This is a genomic window from Klebsiella sp. HMSC09D12 (assembly GCF_001808475.1).
GTDB classification, from domain to species: Bacteria; Pseudomonadota; Gammaproteobacteria; order Enterobacterales; family Enterobacteriaceae; genus Klebsiella; species Klebsiella oxytoca.
The window spans coordinates 1-20,716 of sequence record NZ_KV793496.1 but is presented as its reverse complement, the minus strand read 5'-3'; the positions used below and the strand labels follow the sequence as shown (position 1 = coordinate 20,716).

Genomic DNA, 20,716 nt, shown 5'->3' with positions numbered 1-20,716 from the left:
TTAACCTGCTTACTTATATTGCTTAAGTCGGGCGGTTTTATCTCTTCGTTTTCCAGGTTTTTTGCATGAAATACATTAAAACGATGACGCAGCTGAAGCTCAGTATCTGGCTGGCGCTGTACATCGGCTGGTTTATGAACGCTGCCGTACTCTTCCGCCGCTTCGAAGGGTACGCTCAGGAATTTACCATCTGGAAAGGACTCTCAGGGGCAGTGGAACTGGTCGGGACTTTCCTGGTCACCTTCTTTCTGCTGCGTATTTTGTCGCTGTTCGGACGCCGGGTCTGGCGTATCCTCGCGACTATCGTCGTTCTATTCTCCGCTGCCGCCAGCTATTACATGACCTTCCTGAACGTGGTGATCGGCTACGGGATTATCGCCTCGGTGATGACCACCGACATCGACTTATCCAGAGAGGTGATCGGCTGGCACCTGATCCTCTGGCTGGTGCTGATGAGCGCGCTGCCGCTGCTGCTTATCTGGAGCAACCGCTGCCGCTTCACGCTGCTGCGGCAAATTCGTACCCCTGGTCAGCGGATGAAGAATATTACGATCGTATTGCTGGCGGGATTGATGGTCTGGGGGCCAATCCGTTTGCTGGAGGTCCGTCAGAAGAACTTCGAGCGGAGCTCAGAGGTCGATCTGCCAAGCTACGGCGGCGTAGTGGCTAACTCCTACCTGCCGTCAAACTGGCTTTCGGCGCTGGGGCTGTACGCGTGGGCGCAGGTTGATGAGTCATCGGATACTAAATCCCTGATTAATCCGGCGAAAAAATTTACCTACGTGGCGCCCGAAGGGCTCGACGATACCTACGTGGTGTTTATCATCGGCGAAACCACCCGCTGGGATCATATGGGGATTCTGGGCTATAGCCGTAATACCACGCCTAAGCTGGCGCAGGAGAAAAACCTGGTCGCTTTTCGCGGATACTCCTGTGATACCGCGACTAAGCTGTCCCTGCGCTGTATGTTCGTCCGTCAGGGCGGGGCGGATGATAATCCGCAGCGGACGCTGAAAGAGCAGAACGTTTTTGCCGTTCTGCATCAGCTTGGCTTTACCGGCGACCTGTATGCCATGCAGAGCGAGATGTGGTTCTACAGCAACACGATGGCGAACAATATCGCCTATCGCGAGCAGATTGGCGCGGAGCCGAGTAACCGCGGCAAGAGCGTTGACGATATGCTGCTGGTGGACGAAATGAAGCGCGGTCTGGCGAAGAATCCCAATGGTAAGCATCTGATTATTCTGCATACCAAAGGGTCGCACTTTAACTATACCCAGCGCTATCCGCGCAGTTTTGCGCAGTGGCAGCCGGAGTGCGTTGGCGTCGATAATAAGTGTTCGAAGGCTGAGCTGATTAACTCGTATGATAACAGCGTGACCTATGTCGATCACTTTATTGTCAGCGTGCTGGATCAGCTGCGGGATAAGAAAGCGATTGTTTTCTATGCCGCCGACCACGGCGAGTCCATTAATGAGCGCGAGCACCTGCACGGTACGCCTCGCAAGATGGCGCCGCCGGAGCAGTTCCGCGTGCCGATGATGGTATGGATGTCGGATAAGTATCTGGCGTCTCCCGATCATGCCGCCTCTTTTGCTCGCCTGAAGCAGCAGGCAGCCATGAAGGTGCCGCGCCGCCACGTAGAGCTGTATGACACCATTATGGGCTGTCTTGGCTATACTTCGCCGGATGGCGGGATTAACCAATATAACAACTGGTGCCACGTTCCTGACGCTGCGGCGAAAAAGCCGTAGCGGAGTGGCGAGTTTCTCGCCGCTTGAGCGACTTTTTCATAATAAGGCATTGACGGGTGTGTATCGCAGCAGTAAGATGCGCCCGCATTCGGTGATTGGCGCAGCCTGGTAGCGCACTTCGTTCGGGACGAAGGGGTCGGAGGTTCGAATCCTCTATCACCGACCAAATTCAAAAGCCTGCTCAACGAGCAGGCTTTTTTGCATCTGTAGCTTTTACTGATATGCAGCATCGCCTCCGGGAAATTAGCCGCATCGCACACCGCTCCCGGGGGCGGCGCAAAGCGCCTTGCCCGGGCTACAGGTTCAGCATTGTTTGCGGGCAGGTAGCCCGGACAGATGCGCAGCATCGCCTCCGGGAAAAGGCGCTGCCTGCTAAGAGTGTGAAAAAACGCATCCATCCTCATTTCCTGCCGCCAATTCCCTATTTTGTGACATCTTCCATTGTATTTTTTTATATATGCTCCGATCTTTTTTCGCGAAGCTTATGGATAACTTCAGCATTTTCCGCTGTGCGTTTTAACGTTCACGCTATTTATCGCTCACATATTGGTCACATCGCAAGAAATTTTTACCATTTCCTGGAATTGCTTATGACTGCCTGTTGAAAAATATAAAGGGCTTTATTCTGTCTATTGGCCGCTAGCATAAATTTCTCTGCTGGAAATAGCGCATTGCACTTTTTTTAATCTTTGCCTGCCGATTCTCACCCCGGATGTAAAACCAGGTTGGCTGTATTGACGTTTCCCCATTCTGTTGACAGATTGTAGGGCATGAGGGGCATTTCATGGAGAATCCGTACTGCAACTCAGTCGTTTTTGCGAAAGGAATCCCCATCTCTCTCAACGCTTTCGGGCACCACCGACCGGACCGGGTATATTCTAAATAGTTCGAGCTGCGGGAAGGCGGCAAGCTTGAGAATCCCCAGGAGCATAGATGGCTATGTGACTGGAGCGATCGAGCGCAGCCGACGCATCCGTAGTTCGAAATATGACGAATAAAAATAAATAAAGGTCTGGCGGATATATGCAAACAACATCACATTTGGAGCAGAATAATGAGTATTTCCTTGAAGAAATCAGGGATGCTGAAGCTTGGTCTGAGCCTGGTTGCCATGACCGTCGCAGCAAGCGTACAAGCGAAGACCCTGGTTTATTGTTCAGAAGGTTCGCCGGAAGGCTTTAACCCACAGCTCTTCACCTCTGGTACCACCTATGACGCCAGCTCAGTGCCAATTTATAACCGCCTGGTAGAATTCAAAACCGGCACCACGGAAGTTATTCCGGGCCTGGCGGAGAAATGGGAAGTTAGTGAAGACGGAAAAACCTATACTTTCCATCTGCGTAAAGACGTGAAGTGGCAGGATAACAAAGATTTTAAACCGACCCGCACGCTGAACGCCGATGACGTCGTTTTCTCATTCGACAGACAAAAAAATACCAATAACCCGTACCACAAAGTGTCTGGCGGCAGCTATGAATACTTTGAAGGCATGGGATTACCAGACCTGATTAGCGAAGTGAAGAAAGTGGACGATAATACCGTCCAGTTCGTGCTGACCCGTCCGGAATCGCCGTTCCTTGCCGACCTCGCTATGGACTTCGCCTCTATTCTGTCAAAAGAGTATGCCGATAACATGCTGAAAGCCGGTACGCCGGAGAAAGTGGACCTCAACCCAATCGGTACCGGTCCGTTCCAGCTGCTGCAGTATCAAAAAGACTCCCGTATTCTCTATAAAGCCTTCCCGGGTTACTGGGGCACTAAGCCGAAAATCGATCGCCTGGTCTTCTCCATCACCCCTGATGCTTCCGTGCGCTACGCTAAGCTGCAGAAAAATGAATGCCAGATCATGCCGTACCCGAACCCGGCAGACATCGCGCGCATGAAGGAAGACAAAAATATCACCCTGCTGGAACAGCCGGGTCTGAACGTCGGCTACCTCTCTTTCAACACCGAGAAGAAGCCGCTGGATGATGTCAAAGTTCGTCAGGCGCTGACCTACGCGGTAAACAAAGAAGCGATTATCAAAGCCGTTTATCAGGGCGCCGGCCAGGCCGCGAAGAACCTGATCCCGCCGACCATGTGGGGCTATAACGACGACATTAAAGACTACACCTACGATCCAGAAAAAGCGAAAGCGCTGCTGAAAGAGGCAGGACTGGAAAAAGGCTTTACCATCGACCTGTGGGCGATGCCGGTACAGCGTCCGTATAACCCGAACGCGCGCCGTATGGCTGAGATGATTCAGGCCGACTGGGCTAAAGTTGGCGTCCAGGCCAAGATCGTGACCTTCGAGTGGGGTGAATACCTCAAGCGCGCGAAAGCGGGCGAGCACCAGACCGTAATGATGGGCTGGACCGGCGACAACGGGGATCCGGATAACTTCTTCGCGACCCTGTTTAGCTGCGCCGCGGCAAAAGACGGTTCTAACTACTCCCGCTGGTGCTACAAGCCGTTTGAAGACTTGATTCAACCGGCTCGCGCTACCGACGACCACAACAAGCGTATTGAGCTGTACAAACAGGCTCAGGTTGTGATGCATGACCAGGCGCCGGCGCTGATCGTCGCTCACTCCACCGTCTATGAGCCGGTGCGTAAAGAGGTCAAAGGCTACGTGGTCGATCCATTAGGTAAACACCACTTCGATAACGTCTCTATCGAATAATAACAGCGTGTTTCCCCTCTCCCCGCCTTGGGGAGAGGGAATTGACATTTGTGAGCAATACAGACGTCCTGTCACCAGGCGGGTCGTCACTAGAGAGAATCCGGGTTATGTTGCAGTTCATTCTCCGACGTTTGGGACTTGTCATCCCGACATTTATCGGTATTACCCTTCTCACTTTTGCCTTCGTTCATATGATTCCCGGCGACCCGGTGATGATTATGGCGGGCGAACGTGGTATTTCCCCTGAACGTCACGCGCAGCTGCTGGCCGAGATGGGCCTTGATAAACCGATGTGGCAGCAGTACGTCAACTATATTTGGGGCGTGATGCACGGTGATTTGGGCATCTCGCTGAAAAGCCGTATTCCCGTCTGGGAAGAGTTCGTACCGCGCTTTAAAGCCACGATGGAGCTGGGCGTCTGCGCGATGATTTTTGCCGTCATTGTCGGTATCCCGGTGGGCGTGCTGGCGGCGGTTAAGCGCGGCTCTATCTTCGACCACACCTCCGTTGGCCTCGCGCTGACCGGCTACTCTATGCCCATCTTCTGGTGGGGCATGATGCTAATCATGCTGGTGTCGGTGCAGCTCAATCTGACGCCGGTTTCCGGGCGTATCAGCGATACCGTCTTCCTTGACGATACCCTGCCGTTGACCGGATTTATGCTGATCGATACCGCGATTTGGGGCGAGCCGGGCGACTTTATTGATGCGGTAATGCATATGATCCTGCCCGCAGTGGTGCTGGGGACGATTCCCCTGGCGGTGATCGTGCGTATGACCCGTTCGTCGATGCTGGAAGTGCTGGGTGAGGATTATATCCGTACCGCGCGCGCGAAAGGCCTGACGCGGATGCGGGTAATCATCGTGCATGCTTTACGTAACGCGATGCTGCCGGTGGTCACGGTTATCGGCCTGCAGGTCGGTACGCTGCTGGCGGGGGCTATCCTGACCGAAACCATCTTCTCCTGGCCGGGCCTTGGCCGCTGGCTGATTGATGCGCTGCAGCGCCGCGACTATCCGGTGGTGCAGGGCGGGGTGCTGCTGGTGGCGACGATGATTATTCTCGTCAACCTGCTGGTCGACCTATTGTACGGCGTGGTGAACCCGCGTATCCGGCATAAGAAGTAAGGGGCCATCATGTCACAAGTTACTGAAAATAAAGTTGTCGCCGCGCCGGTGCCAATGACCCCGTTGCAGGAGTTCTGGCACTATTTTAAACGTAATAAAGGCGCCGTCGTGGGGCTGGCCTATGTCGCGGTGATGATCATCATCGCCGTCTTTGCCAACTTCCTCGCGCCTTACAATCCGGCGGATCAGTTCCGCGATGCGCTGCTGGCTCCGCCGTTCTGGCAGGAGGGCGGCAGCATGTCCCACCTGCTCGGCACCGATGACGTTGGCCGCGATATCCTGTCGCGCCTGATGTACGGCGCGCGCCTGTCGCTGCTGGTAGGCTGTCTGGTCGTTGTGCTATCGCTGATCCTCGGTGTGGTGCTCGGTCTTGTCGCGGGCTATTTTGGCGGCGTGATTGACTCGGTCATTATGCGCGTTGTCGACATTATGCTGGCCCTGCCAAGTCTGCTGCTGGCGCTGGTGCTGGTGGCCATCTTCGGCCCGTCGATCGTCAATGCCTCTATAGCGCTGACCTTTGTCGCCCTGCCGCACTACGTGCGTCTGACCCGCGCGGCGGTGCTGGTAGAGGTGAACCGCGATTACGTCACCGCTTCCCGCGTGGCGGGGGCCGGCGCGATGCGTCAGATGTTCATCAACATTCTTCCTAACTGCCTTGCGCCGCTGATTGTTCAGGCGTCTCTGGGCTTCTCTAACGCCATTCTCGATATGGCCGCTCTTGGCTTCCTTGGCATGGGTGCGCAGCCGCCGACACCGGAGTGGGGCACGATGCTCTCCGACGTGTTGCAGTTCGCGCAGAGCGCCTGGTGGGTCGTCACCTTTCCCGGTGTCGCTATCCTGCTGACGGTGCTGGCATTTAACCTGATGGGTGACGGTCTGCGTGACGCGCTCGATCCCAAACTGAAGCAGTAAGAGGTTCGAGATGGCGTTATTAAATGTAGATAAACTCTCGGTGCACTTCGGCGACGAAGGGACGCCGTTCCGCGCCGTAGATCGCGTGAGCTACAGCGTAAATCAGGGTGAAGTGGTTGGTATCGTCGGCGAGTCCGGTTCGGGTAAATCGGTTAGCTCTTTGGCGATTATGGGGCTGATTGACTATCCCGGCCGGGTAATGGCTGAAAAGCTGGAGTTTAACGGTCGCGACCTGACGCGCATTTCCGAAAAAGAGCGCCGCCAGCTGGTGGGCGCGGAAGTGGCGATGATCTTCCAGGACCCGATGACCAGCCTGAATCCGTGCTATACCGTCGGCTACCAGATCATGGAAGCCATTAAGGTGCACCAGGGCGGCAACAAGAAAACCCGCGTGCAGCGGGCGATTGACCTGCTGACGCTGGTCGGTATCCCCGACCCGGCTTCGCGTCTTGATGTCTATCCGCATCAGCTTTCCGGCGGTATGAGCCAGCGCGTGATGATTGCGATGGCCATCGCCTGTCGGCCAAAGCTGCTGATTGCCGATGAACCCACGACGGCGCTGGATGTGACTATCCAGGCGCAGATCATTGAACTGCTGCTGGAGCTGCAGCAAAAAGAGAATATGGCGCTGATCCTGATCACCCACGATCTGGCGCTGGTGGCCGAAGCGGCGCACAAAATCATCGTCATGTACGCGGGGCAGGTGGTGGAAACCGGCGACGCGCAGGATATCTTCCGCGCGCCTCGCCACCCCTATACGCAGGCGCTGCTGCGCGCGCTGCCGGAGTTCGCTCAGGATAAAGCGCGCCTTGCCTCGCTGCCGGGCGTGGTGCCGGGTAAATACGACCGTCCGAACGGCTGTTTGCTTAATCCGCGCTGCCCCTATGCGACAGACAAATGCCGCAGTGAAGAACCTGAGCTGAACCTGCTTAACGGCGGTCGCCAGTCGAAATGCCATTACCCACTTGATGATGCCGGGAGGCCTGGGCTATGAGTACGCATGAGGCCACCACGCAACAGCCTCTGTTGCTGGCCACCGATCTGAAAAAATACTACCCGGTGAAGAAGGGGCTGTTTGCGCCGGAACGCCTGGTCAAAGCGCTGGACGGCGTTTCGTTTACCCTTGAACGCGGTAAAACGCTGGCGGTGGTGGGGGAGTCTGGCTGCGGCAAGTCGACGCTCGGTCGTCTGCTGACGATGATTGAAATTCCCACCGGCGGGGAGCTTTACTACCAGGGACAGGACCTGTTGAAGCACGATCCGCAGGCGCAGAAGCTGCGCCGGCAGAAAATCCAGATTGTGTTCCAGAATCCCTACGGTTCGCTTAACCCGCGTAAAAAGGTGGGGCAGATTCTCGAGGAGCCGCTGCAGATCAACACCAGCTTGAGCAAAGAGCAGCGCCGGGAGAAGGCGCTGGCGATGATGGCGAAAGTGGGTCTGAAAACCGAACATTACGACCGTTATCCGCATATGTTCTCCGGCGGCCAGCGTCAGCGTATCGCCATTGCCCGCGGTCTGATGCTTGACCCGGACGTGGTGATCGCCGATGAACCGGTCTCCGCGCTGGACGTTTCGGTGCGCGCGCAGGTGCTGAACCTGATGATGGATTTACAGCAGGATATGGGGCTTTCTTACGTCTTCATCTCTCACGATTTGTCGGTCGTGGAGCATATCGCTGATGAAGTCATGGTGATGTATCTGGGCCGCTGCGTGGAGAAAGGGACGAAGGATCAAATCTTCAATAACCCGCAGCATCCGTACACTCAGGCGCTACTGTCAGCCACGCCGCGTCTGAATCCGGATGACCGCCGCGAGCGTATCAAGCTCACCGGCGAGCTGCCGAGCCCACTGAATCCGCCGCCGGGATGCGCGTTTAACGCCCGCTGTCGCCGCCGTTTTGGCCCATGTACCCAGCTTCAACCGCAGCTGAAAGACTACAGCGGCCAACTGGTGGCCTGCTTTGCGGTCGACCAGGATCAAAACGGCGAGAAGCCGCTGAGCTGATCCAGGTAACCGATAATCAAAGCCGAAGCCTGTGCTTCGGCTTTTTTTATCCCGGACTCAGCGCTGTTGGAACAAACCTACAACGAACAATGCTGGCACCCTACGCCAGTACAATAGTTATTGCGGGAGTTCGAGATAACTACATGAAAATATTTTGTTTTATCTTCGTTCTTTCTTTGGTTGGAGCGGGTAAGCAGCAAAGGTGATTCATGAAGTTGTTCCTTGTTGTTCGGTCAACGCTTTATATTCCTGGTTTTTGGCTAACATCCTGAGCTATTTATTTTGCGCCGCGGTGTTATTTATTATTTTAATTAAGCGTGGCAGGTGATTACTAAAGACATTAAAAAATATTAAAATGTTTTCTCTTTCGCATTCAGTCGGCGCGTATTACACGGTTTTTAAAAGTTAAACGGCATAAAAAACTACGGTCTGCTGATAGCCCGGCAGGTTGCGGGGGGATTGATGACGCTGCCGCCCAAAAAATGGGGCTATCATTTTGAAAAAGAGCTGTTAGTGTAGCCGCACTACCGCTATGGAATTAAACCAGTCAGGCTTATTCAAAATAATCAAATTAATACTAAAGTTAGCGTATCGTGACGGGCGTAACTCCCCAAAAAACAACCCATTAAACTATGCTCTGGCGGCATAGCATGACAATTAAAACAGATTAAATATGATGTATTTAAAATCATGAGGTTATCTATGAACCATTATGATGATTTGCAGCGCTTCAAGGAAAAGACGCGGACACACAGTCTCCCATTCAAGGACCTCTCATCAGAAATCGGCGCCGGTGAAAAAGGCGATTGGGTTATTCTCAATCAGCTTATTCCTGCGGAGCAAGCATCCTCTTTGGCTATGGGGGGATCGATATCTTTACCCCTGCCGCAGTTGGTGCCGGCCAATATGTTTCATCAGGTGGAGCGGACAGCCGTTCAGACCGCGCCGGCGGCATCGTCGGTTGCGCCGTCGGTAATGATTTCCGACCCTGTCGCCCCATCCGCGCCGCAGCCTGTGCCCGCGGTGAGTCATATTGCTCCGGTTGCCGTAGAACCGATAGTGCAGGCAGGCGAGGCCGCGACCGGGCAAGCGTTCCGGACAGCCGTGTCGCAACCTGCTGCGCCGCTATCTGACCACGTGCCAGCTCCGGCTGTCAGACCTCGCCCGGCGATAGCGCCGACGGTGGACGGTTTTGCCCATCTCTTTGCGGCAAAAACGGTGGCGCCAGCGGCGAAAGATAAAGATCAGCCCCTGAAATCACTCTTAGAAAGGATTGCGACATGCCGTTGATCTGCGTGTGTTCGCCGAAAGGCGGCGTAGGAAAGACGACCCTGGCGGCAAACCTGGCCTGGGCGCTGGCCCGCGCAGGCAGCAAAGTCCTGGCTCTAGATTTTGATGTGCAGAACGCGCTGCGCCTGCATTTTGGCGTGCCTCTCGGCGATGAGCGTGGGTATGTCGCAAAAGCGCTGGAGCTCCATGACTGGAGCCAGTGCGTATTAAGCGCCGGCAGCAATATTTTCGTTTTGCCCTACGGCGAGGTGAGCGAGGCGCAGCGACAGGCGTTCGATGAGCGTCTGATCCATGACGCGCATTTCCTGACGCGCGGGCTGGCGGCGCTGCTTAACTATCCTGGGCTGATTACCGTTGCCGACCTGCCGCCGGGCCCTTCACCCGCGCTAAAGGCGCTGACTTCGCTGGCCGACATGCATCTGGTACCGCTGCTGGCGGATACCGCATCGATGTCCGCATTGTCGCACGTGGAAAAGCAGCGCCTGACCGGAGGCGCTCTCAACGCTAAACTCGGTCACTATTTTGTGATTAACCAGAGCGATAACCGTCGCCAGGTCAGTCGCGATGTCACGGCGTTGATGGAAGAAAAGCTGGGCGATCGTCTGCTGGGCATTATTCATCGTGATGAAAGCGTGGTGGAGGCAAATGCCTCCCAGAAGTCGATCCTCGACTTTAACTCATCCTCCGCAGCCGCCTTTGATATTGAAATTATTGCCAAAAAAATCTCTGCGCAGTTGGGTATCAATATCGGCGACGGCACGGTGCACAGCCAGCTTCGCAGGTCAGGTCTTTAATTTAACTGCAGGGCTGCTGAATGAAAAAAACGCTTTTCTGGGCGCTGGTACTGGTGCTTGCGCCCATTGCCGTGCTGGTGGTGATTACGCCGATGGACAGCCAAAAGCAGTCTATTTTTGGCCTGCTGAGCATCGGTATTCTCTTTGTTATGGGTTTCAGTAAAAACCGCAGCGTTTCCGTCATTATGGTGGTGACATCGCTGTTGATGTCGACCCGTTATATGTATTTTCGTCTGACGCAGACCCTGCATTTCAACTCCACCATCGAAGCGATTCTGGGAATGGGGTTGTTTCTGGCGGAAGTCTATATCTGGGTGATGTTGCTGCTGAACTACCTGCAAACGGTCTGGCCGCTGAAGCGTGAAATCGTCCCGTTGCCCGATGATATGAGCCAGTGGCCGACGGTAGATATCTATATTCCCAGCTATAACGAACCGCTTGAAGTGGTGCGTGATACCGTGCTCGCTGCGCAATGTATTGATTATCCAAAAGATAAATTAAAAATCTATTTGCTGGATGACGGCAAGCGTAACGAATTCGCCGTATTCGCCGCCGACGTTGGGGTAGGGTATATCACCCGCAACGATAACAAACACGCCAAGGCAGGCAACCTCAACCACGCGATGACGCTAACCAACGGCGAGCTGATCTGCGTTTTTGACTGCGACCACGTGGCAACCCGCGTCTTCTTGCAGGCAACGGTGGGGGGATTCCTCAAGGACCCGATGCTGGCGCTGGTGCAGACGCCGCACTACTTTTACTCGCCGGATCCCTTCGAGCGCAATCTCTCCGTCGGCCGCAATATTCCCAACGAAGGGATGCTGTTTTATGGTCCGATTCAGCAGGGAAACGACAACTGGAACGCGACCTTCTTCTGCGGTTCCTGCGCGGTTATTCGCCGCGCTGCGCTGGAGCAGATCGGTGGCTTTGCGGTTGAGACCGTCACCGAAGACGCCCATACCGCGCTGAAGTTCCAGCGTCTGGGCTGGAAATCGGCGTTCCTGGATATTCCTCTGGCGGCAGGTTTGGCTACCGAACGCCTGGTGGTGCACGTCATTCAGCGTACCCGCTGGGCCCGCGGGATGACGCAAATTTTCCGTCTGGATAACCCGCTACTTGGCCGTGGGCTAACGTTCCAGCAGCGCCTGTGCTACCTCAGCGCCATGCTCTATTATCAGTTCGCTCTGCCGCGCGTGGTCTTTGTCACCGCACCGCTGGCCTATCTGCTGTTCAACCTGAATATCATCTACTCCTCGGCGAGCCTGATTGTTTCCTACGCGCTGCCGCATCTGTTCCTCGCGATCTATGTCGGATCGCGCATGAACGGCCGCTATCGCTACAGTTTCTGGGGCGAAATCTACGATATCGTGCTGGCCTTCCACCTGGTACTACCAACGCTGGTCACCATGATTTTCCCCAAACGCGGAAAATTCAACGTGACCGATAAAGGCGGCCTGCTGGACGTGGGCTACTTCGACTTTACCGTCGTCAGGCCGCACCTGGTCGTCGCCTGCCTGCTGGGCCTGGGGGTGGTGGTTGGTATCGTCCGCGCCATCGGTCACGACTATTTTGGCTCAGACCCGAACGTTATCGCGCTGAACGTCGGTTGGGGGATTTACAGCCTGATTTTCCTGCTGGCCGCCATTGCCGTGGCGCGCGAAACCCGTCAGGTACGAAAAACGATTCGTATTGATGTCGATATCCCGGTGCTTATCCACTACACCAGCGGCATTGTCTCCCGCAGCCACACCGCAGATCTGTCCATGGGCGGTTGCCGCGTAAGCGCGCCGGATAAGCGTCACCTGGAGGATGAAATCGAAGAGATTGAGCTGATTCTTCAGTCCGGAGCGATTTCGATCCCGGTACGCCAGGTCACCGCTGACGATCGGTTTATCCGCCTGCAATTTGATGAAAACATTCAGCTTTCCCGTCGCCGTGAACTGGTGCGGGTGGTGCTGGCCCGCGCCGATGCGTGGATTAACCCGCCGCGCCCGCAGGACAACCCGTTCCGCTCTTTCGCCACGATTTTACGCTGCGTATTTGAACTCTTCTGGCTGACGTGGAAGACGCGCCGCAGCCAGCGTCGTCAGCCCTCTGCGAGGAGGATGGCAGTCTATGAAATCCTTAACGACGCTCGCGCTGCTGGTTGGAGTGCTCTCTGCGCCAGCGCTGCACAGCGAGGAGATGCCCGCAGATTCATTGCCGGAGCTTAACTTTCCGCTTCCAGATGCGGCTGCGAACAGCGCATCGGTGCCCGCTAGCGAAGCGAATTCACCGGCGACGACGGAAGCCGCGTCGGCAAACGCCGATCAGCCGGATTCGCTACCCGCGCTGCCGCCGATAACGCCTGTTGTCCCTGATACGGTACCGCTTACGCCGATCGTTGGCGGCAATCTTAACCTGATGCAGATGGGCATGCCGGACGGCATTATCCTCAGCGGTGGACAAAATCAGGGCGGCGCCAGCTTTACGCTCCCCTCCGATCAGGTGGTCACCCACGCCCAGCTGATGCTGGAGGTCAAGGTTTCGCCGGAGATGGCGTCCCGCAACGCCACGCTGCAATTAATGCTCAACGGCCAGCCGCTCGGCACCTTGCCGCTGGGGGCTGATGGCGAGGATATTTCGCACTACCAGCTGGATATCCCGGCGGCGCTGATGGTGTCCAGCAACAACCTGAGCTTTAAGATTAACGACGGCGATGCGCTGCAGTGCCGGCTCGATATTCACGACACCTCGCGGGTAACCATTCTGCCCGGCTCCCACTTTAGCTGGGAGAGCCAGCAGCTCAATATCAGCAACGATTTGGGCCACTTCCCGCGCCCGTTTTTCGACCGTATGCAGATGACGCCAGCGGATATCGCTATCGCGTATCCGGAGAAACCAACGGCGGATATTTTCAGTGCAGCGGCGCTGGTGTCGTCATGGCTGGGTATTCAGGCCGACTATCGTGGTATCGCTTTTGACGCGCTGCGCGATCGCCTGCCCGAGAAACACGGGATTATCATCGGTCATCCCGGGGATCGGGTGGGCGGCCTGACGCTGCCGCAAACCGACAAACCGCTGCTGCGGATCGTGGAAAATCCCGGTAATCCGGCTTATAAGCTGCTGCTGATCGTCGGCCAGAATGACGCCGCACTGCGCATGGCCGCGTGGCGCCTGACCCGCGGCGATTTCGCCGCGCAGACGGCCAGCATGACCGTGGATCCGCAGGCGATTCCCGTCGGCAAGCCCTACGATGCGCCGCGCTGGATCGCCACCGATCGTCCGGTAAAAATCAGCGAGCTGATCCGTCAGGATCAAAGTATGACCGTCAGCGGCGTGTGGCATGAACCGCTGCGCGTGGCCTTTCGCGCCGCGCCGGATCTTTATCTGTGGGATGGAGAAACTATCCCCCTGCAAATTGGCTATCGTTTCCCGTCGGAGAACTGGATTAACGAGGATAAGTCGCTGCTGAGCGTGACGCTGAACAACACCTTCCTTAATAATCTACCGATGAACAAACAGGGGCCGCTGGAGAAGCTCTGGCGGCATCTGGGCGGCGACGCGCGTCAGGAACGGTTTACTATCCCGCTGGCGCCGTATCTGATTTACGGTGATAACCAGCTGTCGCTCTATTTCAACCTGGTGCCGAAGGATAACGCGCCCTGTTCGCTCCTGCTGAACAGCACTATCAAGAGTCGAATCACCGACGATTCGTGGATCGATTTGAGCGGTACGCGGCACTTCTCGCTGCTGCCGAATCTTTCCTATTTTGTCGGCGCTTCGTTCCCGTTCTCCCGGTTAGCGGATTATTCGCAAACTACGCTGCTGCTGCCGGAACAGCCTTCGGAAACCCAGGTGGCGATGATGCTGAATCTGGCAGCCCGTTCGGGTAATTCAACCGGCAAAGCATTAGCCAACAACCGCGTAATATTGGGCGTTCCTGATGGCGGCGCCAATGCGCCGCTGCTGCGCGATCGCGACGTGCTGGCGGTCAGTTCCCTCGAGCAACAAGCGTTTAACCAGCGCCTGCTGGCCCATTCCCCCTACGCCCCGGTCGATAACCTGCTGAGCGTACGTGAACCGACGCTGTGGGAAAAGATTCAGCGCAGGCTGAGCGGCGACTGGGCTTCTGACGGCGTCGATGCCGACCGCTATTTCTCCTCCAGCAGCGCCTGGCGCGGTTTTATCAGCTATCGCTCACCGTGGAACCCGCAGCGGGTGGTGGTGGTGGCGATGGCCAGCAGCGACGATCAGCTGGCGAAACTGGAAGACGATCTTAATTCCCCGCGTATCAATGCCGGTATTCGCGGCGATACGGCAGTGATCACCAGCGATAACGGCGTGCGTAGCTTCCAGGTCAGCACGCCGTTCCCCAGCGGCCAGATGCCGTGGTACATGATGGCGGTATGGTACGCCAATCAGCACTCCGGGCTGCTGGCGGTGCTGGGGTTGATTATGACATCGATTCTGGGTCTGGCGCTGACCGCCATGTTTAAACGTCATGCTCGTAAGCGCCTGGATTCGGGAGAGAGCCAATGAAAAGAGCCAGCAGAATGAATACCCATGCAGCCCGTCAATTTTCTACGCTGTGCCTGTCCGGCGCGCTGACGCTTGGCGCATTCGGCGGAGCGCACGCGGCGGGTAACGATGCCGCGCTACAAGCGTTGTTCGCACAGGCCAACTACTGGCACGAAAAATCGCATGACGAACTGGCGATGGAATCGCTGCAAAAAGTGCTATCGGTGGATGCCAACAACGCTCAGGCGCTGTACCTGATGGCGCTATGGGCGCAGCAGGGGGGCAATCTGCAGGCCGCAGCCCAGTGGCGGGCGCGGCTGGAGAAAGCGGCGCCCGACAGCCCCGGACTACAGGATCTGGATAGCGCAAAAAAAATGGCGCAGGTGCCGCAGGGACAGCTCACTCTGGCCAGACAGCAGGCGCGCAGCGGCAATGTTCCCGCCGCGCTGGCGACCTGGCGGAGTATGTTTAACGGCAACGTTCCGCCTTCCGGGCTGGCGGCCGAATACTATATGACCATGGCCAGCGACAAGGCGCTCTACCCACAGGCGTTGAGCGAACTACGTCAATACGTCGCGCAGCATCCGCAGGAGAACGCGCCGCGCGTTGCCCTGGGCAAAGTGCTCACCTGGCGCGAAGAGACCCGCCGGGAAGGCATCGCCATGCTGGAGCCGATGGCCAGCGGCAGCAAAGAAGCCGATAGCGGGCTGCGTCAGGCGCTGCTGTGGCTGGGGCCGCAGCTGGGGGATGAGCCGTTTTACGACACCTGGATGCAGCGTCATCCGCAGGATACTGAAGTCCAGAACTACTTTCGCGAACGGCGCAGCGGCCAGGCGCGCGGCCAGGGCTATTCTGACCTCAACAGCGGCAATACCGCCGCGGCGAAGCAGCAGTTTGAACAGGTTCTGCAAAGCAACCCGCAGGACGCTGACGCGCTGGCCGGAATGGGCTATATCGCCCAGCGCAGCGGCGATTTTCAGGCGGCCTCTCAGTATTTGAGCCGGGCGGCGGATCTCGGCGGCGATGGCTCGGAAACCCGTCGTCAGCAGGCGGCGGATGCGCTGTTTTACGGGCAGCTCGCTCAGGCGCAGCAGGCTTACAAGCAAGGGAATATTAGCCAGGCGCTGGCGCTCTCTGCGCCGCTGGCGCAGCAGAGCGGGACGCAGGGCACGGCGGCGAAGCTGTTCCGCGCCGACGTTCTGCGGCATAACAAAGATTTGCCGCAGGCCGAACAAACGCTACGGGCGCTGCTCAACGACCAGCCGCAAAACGGCCCGGCGCGGGAGAATCTCTATTACGTTCTGCGCGAACAGAATAAAACGGCAGAAGCGCAGGCGATGCTGCGCACGCTGCCGGAAAGCCTGCAGCAAAAACTGCAGCCGCGGGTGGTCATCGGACAGCCCGGCGATTCGCTGCGTCGCCAGGCGCAGGAGCAGGCCAGCGCCGGTAACGTGACGGCGGCTATCGCCATGCTGCGCCAGGGGCTTTCTCGCTATCCGGACGATGCGTGGATACGCCTCGATCTGGCCCGTATGCTGCAAAAAGCCGGTAACGACGGTGAGGCAAATGCGGTTATGGGCGCCGCCTGGCGTCCCGGCGCCGGCGCCAGCTCGCTGTACGCTGCGGCACTTTTTGCCAGCGAGAACGGCGGCTGGCAGCAGGCGCAAACCCTGCTGGCAAGAATTCCCCCCGCCAGTCAGACCAGCCAGATGCGCGACCTGAAACAACGGGTGAACTACAACCTGCAGCTGGCGACGGCGGAGAGCTATCTGGCGCAGGGCAATACCGTTGCCGCTGCTAATACGCTCAGGACGATGACCGCAACGCCGCCTGAAGCCCCGGCGGATGTGGGTAAACTGGCGCGGCTGCTGGCCCAGAGTGGCGATGTCACCACCGCGGTATCGCTGGTGCGCAACAATATTAACGGCGGTATCTCAGGTAATGCCGGGGATTATGCCGATCAGGTGACGGTACTTAACCAGGCGGGCCTGACAACCGAAGCGCAGAGTCTGCTCACTAACCCGCAGCTGCAGGCAAGCAGTACGCCGACGCAGCTGGCCAGTATTCGCAACGGTTATGTGATTAACGAAGCGGACCATCTGCGCGAGCAGGGCAACTACGCGGCAGCGTATGACAAGCTGATGGGCGCGATGCAGAACGACCCGCAAAATACCGATCTGATGTTCGCTATGGCGCGGCTCTATCAGAGCGGCAAAATGAACAAAGAGGCCGGTGTCGTCTATGACTATCTGATGACCCGCGATACGCCGACGCAGGATGCGCGCAGCGGGGCTATTGATGTCGCACTCTCGGCGGGGAATAGCGAACGGGCGGCGCAGCTGGCGGGTGGACTGCGCCCGGATAATTCGCCGGACCGTTTGCTGCTGCTGGCGCGCGTTGCCGAGTCGCAGGGGCATCATCAGCAGGCGATGACTTACCTGCGCAGCGCCCGCGGCAGGCTGCTGGGACAACAGAGCAGCAATGGCGCGCAAACGCCGACCGTGGGCGGCGCGCTGGCGGCGGATAATCCGTTTGTCGGCGTTTCGCGTACCCCCGGGGCGACGCGTGCGGCCTCCGCCTACGGGCAATATATGCCGTGGCAGGTCTCTCAGGTATCGACCGGGGATGGCGGCGCGCTGCCGGGGATCCAGCGCACCGATCTGCCGGTCGAAACCGCCCAGACCCGGATGCTGCGCCAGGTGGATACCATGATGGAGACGTTGCAGGAAAAAACCGGCACCTGGCTGCAGGGGGGCATGGAGGTTCGCGGTCGCGACGGCGAATCCGGCACCAGTAAGCTCAGCGAGATAAAAAACCCGCTCACCTGGTCCTCATCGCCGTTTGGTGATTCGCGTTTCGATTTTACCGTTACGCCGATTACGCTGAACGCGGGGACGGCGACCGGCGACGCCTGGCGGCGTTACGGCGCGAACCCGCTATCCAATGCAGTCTCCAATATGATTTCCACCGCGACCAGCGAGCAGGCGGCGATTGCGGCGATGACCGCGACCGAGCGCACGACGTACTTTGCCAACAATCCGGGGGCGGAAGCCTTGAGCGGTCTGGGCACGCTCAAGGCCTCTGACTTTAATGCCACCACCAGCAGCGGCATGGAGAATCTGGCGAAACTCGGAACTTACGATTCCGGGCAGGTCGCCAGCTATCTGGCCTCTTCCAGCCTGAAGCCGAATGTCGATCAGGCGAGCGGCTCAACCGATTCACAAAAAGCCAACGGCGTGGAGCTGGCTCTGGCGCTGAGCGGCGACGAATACCGCGTCGATATCGGCAGCACGCCTTTGGGCCAGGATCTAAATACCGTGGTGGGCGGCGTAAAGTGGTCGCCGAAGCTGACCAACTATCTGTCGTTGATTTTTACCGGCGAGCGTCGGTCGCTGACCGACAGTCTGCTCTCCTGGGTAGGGCTGAAGGATTCCTACTCCGGCAAGACCTGGGGGCAGGTGACCAAAAACGGCGGTACCCTGCAGCTAAGCTATGACGACGGCGATGCCGGTTTCTACGTCGGCGGCGGGGGCTATAGCTACCTGGGACAAAACGTCGCCAGCAATACCAGCATAAACGCCAACGCCGGAGTTTATTTGCGGCCTTACCACGATGAGTATCGTCAGCTGCAGACCGGGTTGAGCATGAGTTACATGGATTACTCGAAAAACCTGAGCTACTTCACCTACGGGCAAGGGGGCTACTTCAGCCCGCAGAACTACGTCAGCGTATCGCTGCCGGTGAGCCTGACGGAAAAATATGACAACTGGACGATGAAACTTGGCGGCTCGGTGGGCTATCAATCCTATAGCCAGGATAAGAGCGCTTATTTCCCGACTAACGCCGGGTGGCAGCAGGCCCTCGAGACCGCAGTGAGCAACGGTTTTGCCAAAGAAGCCTACTATTCAGCCACTTCGAAGAGCGGTATCGGCTATACCCTACGCGCCGGCGCAGATTACAAAGTCAACAAACAAATGACGCTCGGTGGTCAGGTTGGCTATGACACCTTCGGCGATTATAACGAGAGCACCGCTGGTCTCTATATCCGCTACATGCTGGGAGATAACTGATCGTGACGGACAATAATAACGCGCAGGTTATGACGTGGTTTCAGCAGCAGCAAACGCCTGCCGGATGGTTCGATCTGCTGCTCATTATGGTTGATGGTATGGTCAACAACGCGGGTGAGCTGGAGAGCCAGCCCTTTCTGCGGCAGATGGGCGAGGCGCTGGCCGATGAACATCCGCTGCCGGAGTCTGAGACTCTCGGCCAGCTGGAGACCAACATGAATGCGCTGCTAAGCCGCTTTCAGTGGGGCTTCGTCAGCGTCGAGGTGAACGATGAAGGCCTGCGATTACGCCATCAGGCTCTGCCGGTCAGCCGCGATGAAGCGCGGCGCATCCGCTGGTGTAATGCATTTTGTGCCATACTCGAGGGGCTCTATTCCCGCTGGTTACAGGGACAGGGCGGCGCGGCGCACGTGGTTTTACAGCGTGAGCGGCTGTTTTCAGTCTCTGACGTTCAGTTTCTTTACTTCCATCCCTAATGGGTGAATTTATGTCCTTGCGTGCTTTAGCGACAGTCGTGGTAACGACGGTGATGATGCTTCCCCACGCGTGGGCCGATACGGCGTGGGAAAGTTATAAATCGCGTTTTATGATGCCGGACGGGCGTATTGTTGATACCGGTAACGGCAACGTCTCTCATACTGAAGGGCAGGGTTTTGCCATGCTGTTAGCGGTGGCCAACGACGATCGTCCCGCCTTTGACAAGCTCTGGCAGTGGACAGATAAAACCCTGCGCAACAAAGATAACGGGCTGTTTTACTGGCGCTATAACCCGGTGGCGCCCGATCCAGTGGCGGATAAAAATGACGCCACCGATGGCGATACCCTGATTGCCTGGGCGCTGCTGCGCGCGCAGCAGCAGTGGCATGAAAAAACCTACGGTACCGCTTCGGATGCGATAACCGCTTCGCTGCTGAAGCATACGGTGGTGACCTTCGCCGACCGTCAGGTGATGCTCCCGGGCGCAAAGGGATTTTATCTCAACGACCATCTGAATCTGAATCCATCCTACTTTATCTTTCCCGCCTGGCAGGCCTTCGCGGCGCGTACTCATTTGACTGCCTGGCGAAAGCTGAAGAGTGATGCTCAGGCGCTGCTGGGGAAAATGGCGTGGGGGAAATCGCAGCTACCCAGCGACTGGGTCGCCTTAAGAGCGGACGGCAAGATGGAGCCGGCAAAAGAGTGGCCGACGCGGATGAGCTTCGATGCTATCCGCATTCCTATGTATGTCTACTGGGACGACCCGCAAAGCAGCCTGCTGACGCCGTGGAAAAACTGGTTTCAGCGCTATCCGCGTCTGCAGACGCCGGCCTGGATAAACATCAATACCAATGAGGCCGCGCCGTGGTTTATGACCGGCGGGCTATTGGCGGTACGCGATTTAACCCTTGGTGAAGAGCAGGCCGAGCCGCAGATTAATTCCCAGGACGACTATTACTCCGCCAGCCTGAAGCTGCTGGTATGGCTGGCAAAGAAAGAACGGTCGTAAACTGTGGAATGCGCCTCGAATAACGCAGTCGAGCCGGGTGCTGAGATCTGAAGGGCGCCGTAGAATTGTGGGCAAGCCGGCTTGCCCGGTGAGGCGCAATGTTGCGGGGGGTTGAAC

At 57.2% G+C, this 20,716-nt stretch carries 12 protein-coding genes, 1 tRNA gene and 1 pseudogene; all 14 read left to right on the top strand.

Annotated elements, in window-relative coordinates; genetic code table 11:
• The first annotated feature begins 65 nt into the window (after nucleotides 1–65).
• The 14 genes and pseudogenes from eptB (at nucleotide 66) to HMPREF3178_RS20530 (ending at nucleotide 20,599) form a co-directional block, all read left to right on the top strand.
• Complete coding sequence (eptB, locus tag HMPREF3178_RS20595; protein ID WP_004116305.1) at nucleotides 66–1,754, top strand: kdo(2)-lipid A phosphoethanolamine 7''-transferase; 1,689 nt, start codon at nucleotides 66–68, stop codon at nucleotides 1,752–1,754.
• Nucleotides 1,755–1,843: 89 nt separating this feature from the next.
• Nucleotides 1,844–1,920, top strand: a tRNA-Pro gene (locus HMPREF3178_RS20590).
• A gap of 888 nt (nucleotides 1,921–2,808) precedes the next feature.
• A complete protein-coding gene (gene dppA / locus HMPREF3178_RS20585; RefSeq protein ID WP_004116299.1) occupies nucleotides 2,809–4,416 on the top strand; it encodes a dipeptide ABC transporter periplasmic-binding protein DppA in 1,608 nt (535 codons plus the stop codon).
• A gap of 107 nt (nucleotides 4,417–4,523) precedes the next feature.
• Nucleotides 4,524–5,543 carry a dipeptide ABC transporter permease DppB gene (dppB, locus tag HMPREF3178_RS20580; protein WP_004106742.1) on the top strand — a complete coding sequence of 340 codons (1,020 nt, stop codon included), beginning with the start codon at nucleotides 4,524–4,526 and terminating at the stop codon, nucleotides 5,541–5,543.
• Between the two features lie 9 nt (nucleotides 5,544–5,552).
• A complete protein-coding gene (dppC, locus tag HMPREF3178_RS20575) occupies nucleotides 5,553–6,455 on the top strand; it encodes a dipeptide ABC transporter permease DppC (RefSeq protein WP_004106740.1) in 903 nt (300 codons plus the stop codon).
• Between the two features lie 10 nt (nucleotides 6,456–6,465).
• Nucleotides 6,466–7,449: a dipeptide ABC transporter ATP-binding protein gene (dppD, locus tag HMPREF3178_RS20570; protein ID WP_017145262.1), complete on the top strand. Its 984-nt coding sequence runs from the start codon at nucleotides 6,466–6,468 to the stop codon at nucleotides 7,447–7,449.
• On the top strand, nucleotides 7,446–8,459 hold the full coding sequence (gene dppF, locus HMPREF3178_RS20565) for a dipeptide ABC transporter ATP-binding subunit DppF (protein WP_004106735.1): 1,014 nt from the start codon (nucleotides 7,446–7,448) through the stop codon (nucleotides 8,457–8,459). Before dppD ends, dppF begins: the two co-directional genes overlap by 4 nt.
• A gap of 702 nt (nucleotides 8,460–9,161) precedes the next feature.
• A complete protein-coding gene (locus HMPREF3178_RS20560) occupies nucleotides 9,162–9,749 on the top strand; it encodes a cellulose biosynthesis protein BcsO (protein ID WP_017145263.1) in 588 nt (195 codons plus the stop codon).
• A 1-nt stretch (nucleotide 9,750) separates the two neighbouring features.
• A pseudogene (bcsQ, locus tag HMPREF3178_RS20555) lies at nucleotides 9,751–10,543 on the top strand (cellulose biosynthesis protein BcsQ).
• A 20-nt stretch (nucleotides 10,544–10,563) separates the two neighbouring features.
• Nucleotides 10,564–12,756: a UDP-forming cellulose synthase catalytic subunit gene (bcsA, locus tag HMPREF3178_RS20550; RefSeq protein WP_017145265.1), complete on the top strand. Its 2,193-nt coding sequence runs from the start codon at nucleotides 10,564–10,566 to the stop codon at nucleotides 12,754–12,756.
• Nucleotides 12,659–15,064, top strand: a complete 2,406-nt coding sequence (gene bcsB, locus HMPREF3178_RS20545; protein WP_017145266.1) for a cellulose biosynthesis cyclic di-GMP-binding regulatory protein BcsB — start codon at nucleotides 12,659–12,661, stop codon at nucleotides 15,062–15,064. Before bcsA ends, bcsB begins: the two co-directional genes overlap by 98 nt.
• Nucleotides 15,061–19,113: a cellulose biosynthesis protein BcsC gene (locus HMPREF3178_RS20540; protein WP_017145267.1), complete on the top strand. Its 4,053-nt coding sequence runs from the start codon at nucleotides 15,061–15,063 to the stop codon at nucleotides 19,111–19,113. Before bcsB ends, HMPREF3178_RS20540 begins: the two co-directional genes overlap by 4 nt.
• Nucleotides 19,113–19,589, top strand: a complete 477-nt coding sequence (bcsD, locus tag HMPREF3178_RS20535; RefSeq protein WP_024274803.1) for a cellulose biosynthesis protein BcsD — start codon at nucleotides 19,113–19,115, stop codon at nucleotides 19,587–19,589. Before HMPREF3178_RS20540 ends, bcsD begins: the two co-directional genes overlap by 1 nt.
• Before the next feature lie 11 nt (nucleotides 19,590–19,600).
• Entirely contained in the window at nucleotides 19,601–20,599 is a 999-nt protein-coding gene (locus HMPREF3178_RS20530; protein WP_032757077.1) for a glycosyl hydrolase family 8, read from the top strand.
• The last annotated feature ends 117 nt before the right edge of the window (nucleotides 20,600–20,716 follow it).

Bases quoted from the DNA above. Each gene is read 5' to 3' on its own strand.
- dppC (WP_004106740.1), top strand. From the start codon at position 5,553: ATGTCACAAGTTACTGAAAATAAAGTTGTCGCCGCGCCGGTGCCAATG.
- dppD (WP_017145262.1), top strand. From the start codon at position 6,466: ATGGCGTTATTAAATGTAGATAAACTCTCGGTGCACTTCGGCGACGAA.
- bcsB (WP_017145266.1), top strand. From the start codon at position 12,659: ATGAAATCCTTAACGACGCTCGCGCTGCTGGTTGGAGTGCTCTCTGCG.
- dppF (WP_004106735.1), top strand. From the start codon at position 7,446: ATGAGTACGCATGAGGCCACCACGCAACAGCCTCTGTTGCTGGCCACC.
- HMPREF3178_RS20560 (WP_017145263.1), top strand. From the start codon at position 9,162: ATGAACCATTATGATGATTTGCAGCGCTTCAAGGAAAAGACGCGGACA.
- eptB (WP_004116305.1), top strand. From the start codon at position 66: ATGAAATACATTAAAACGATGACGCAGCTGAAGCTCAGTATCTGGCTG.
- dppA (WP_004116299.1), top strand. From the start codon at position 2,809: ATGAGTATTTCCTTGAAGAAATCAGGGATGCTGAAGCTTGGTCTGAGC.
- bcsA (WP_017145265.1), top strand. From the start codon at position 10,564: ATGAAAAAAACGCTTTTCTGGGCGCTGGTACTGGTGCTTGCGCCCATT.
- HMPREF3178_RS20540 (WP_017145267.1), top strand. From the start codon at position 15,061: ATGAAAAGAGCCAGCAGAATGAATACCCATGCAGCCCGTCAATTTTCT.
- dppB (WP_004106742.1), top strand. From the start codon at position 4,524: ATGTTGCAGTTCATTCTCCGACGTTTGGGACTTGTCATCCCGACATTT.
- HMPREF3178_RS20530 (WP_032757077.1), top strand. From the start codon at position 19,601: ATGTCCTTGCGTGCTTTAGCGACAGTCGTGGTAACGACGGTGATGATG.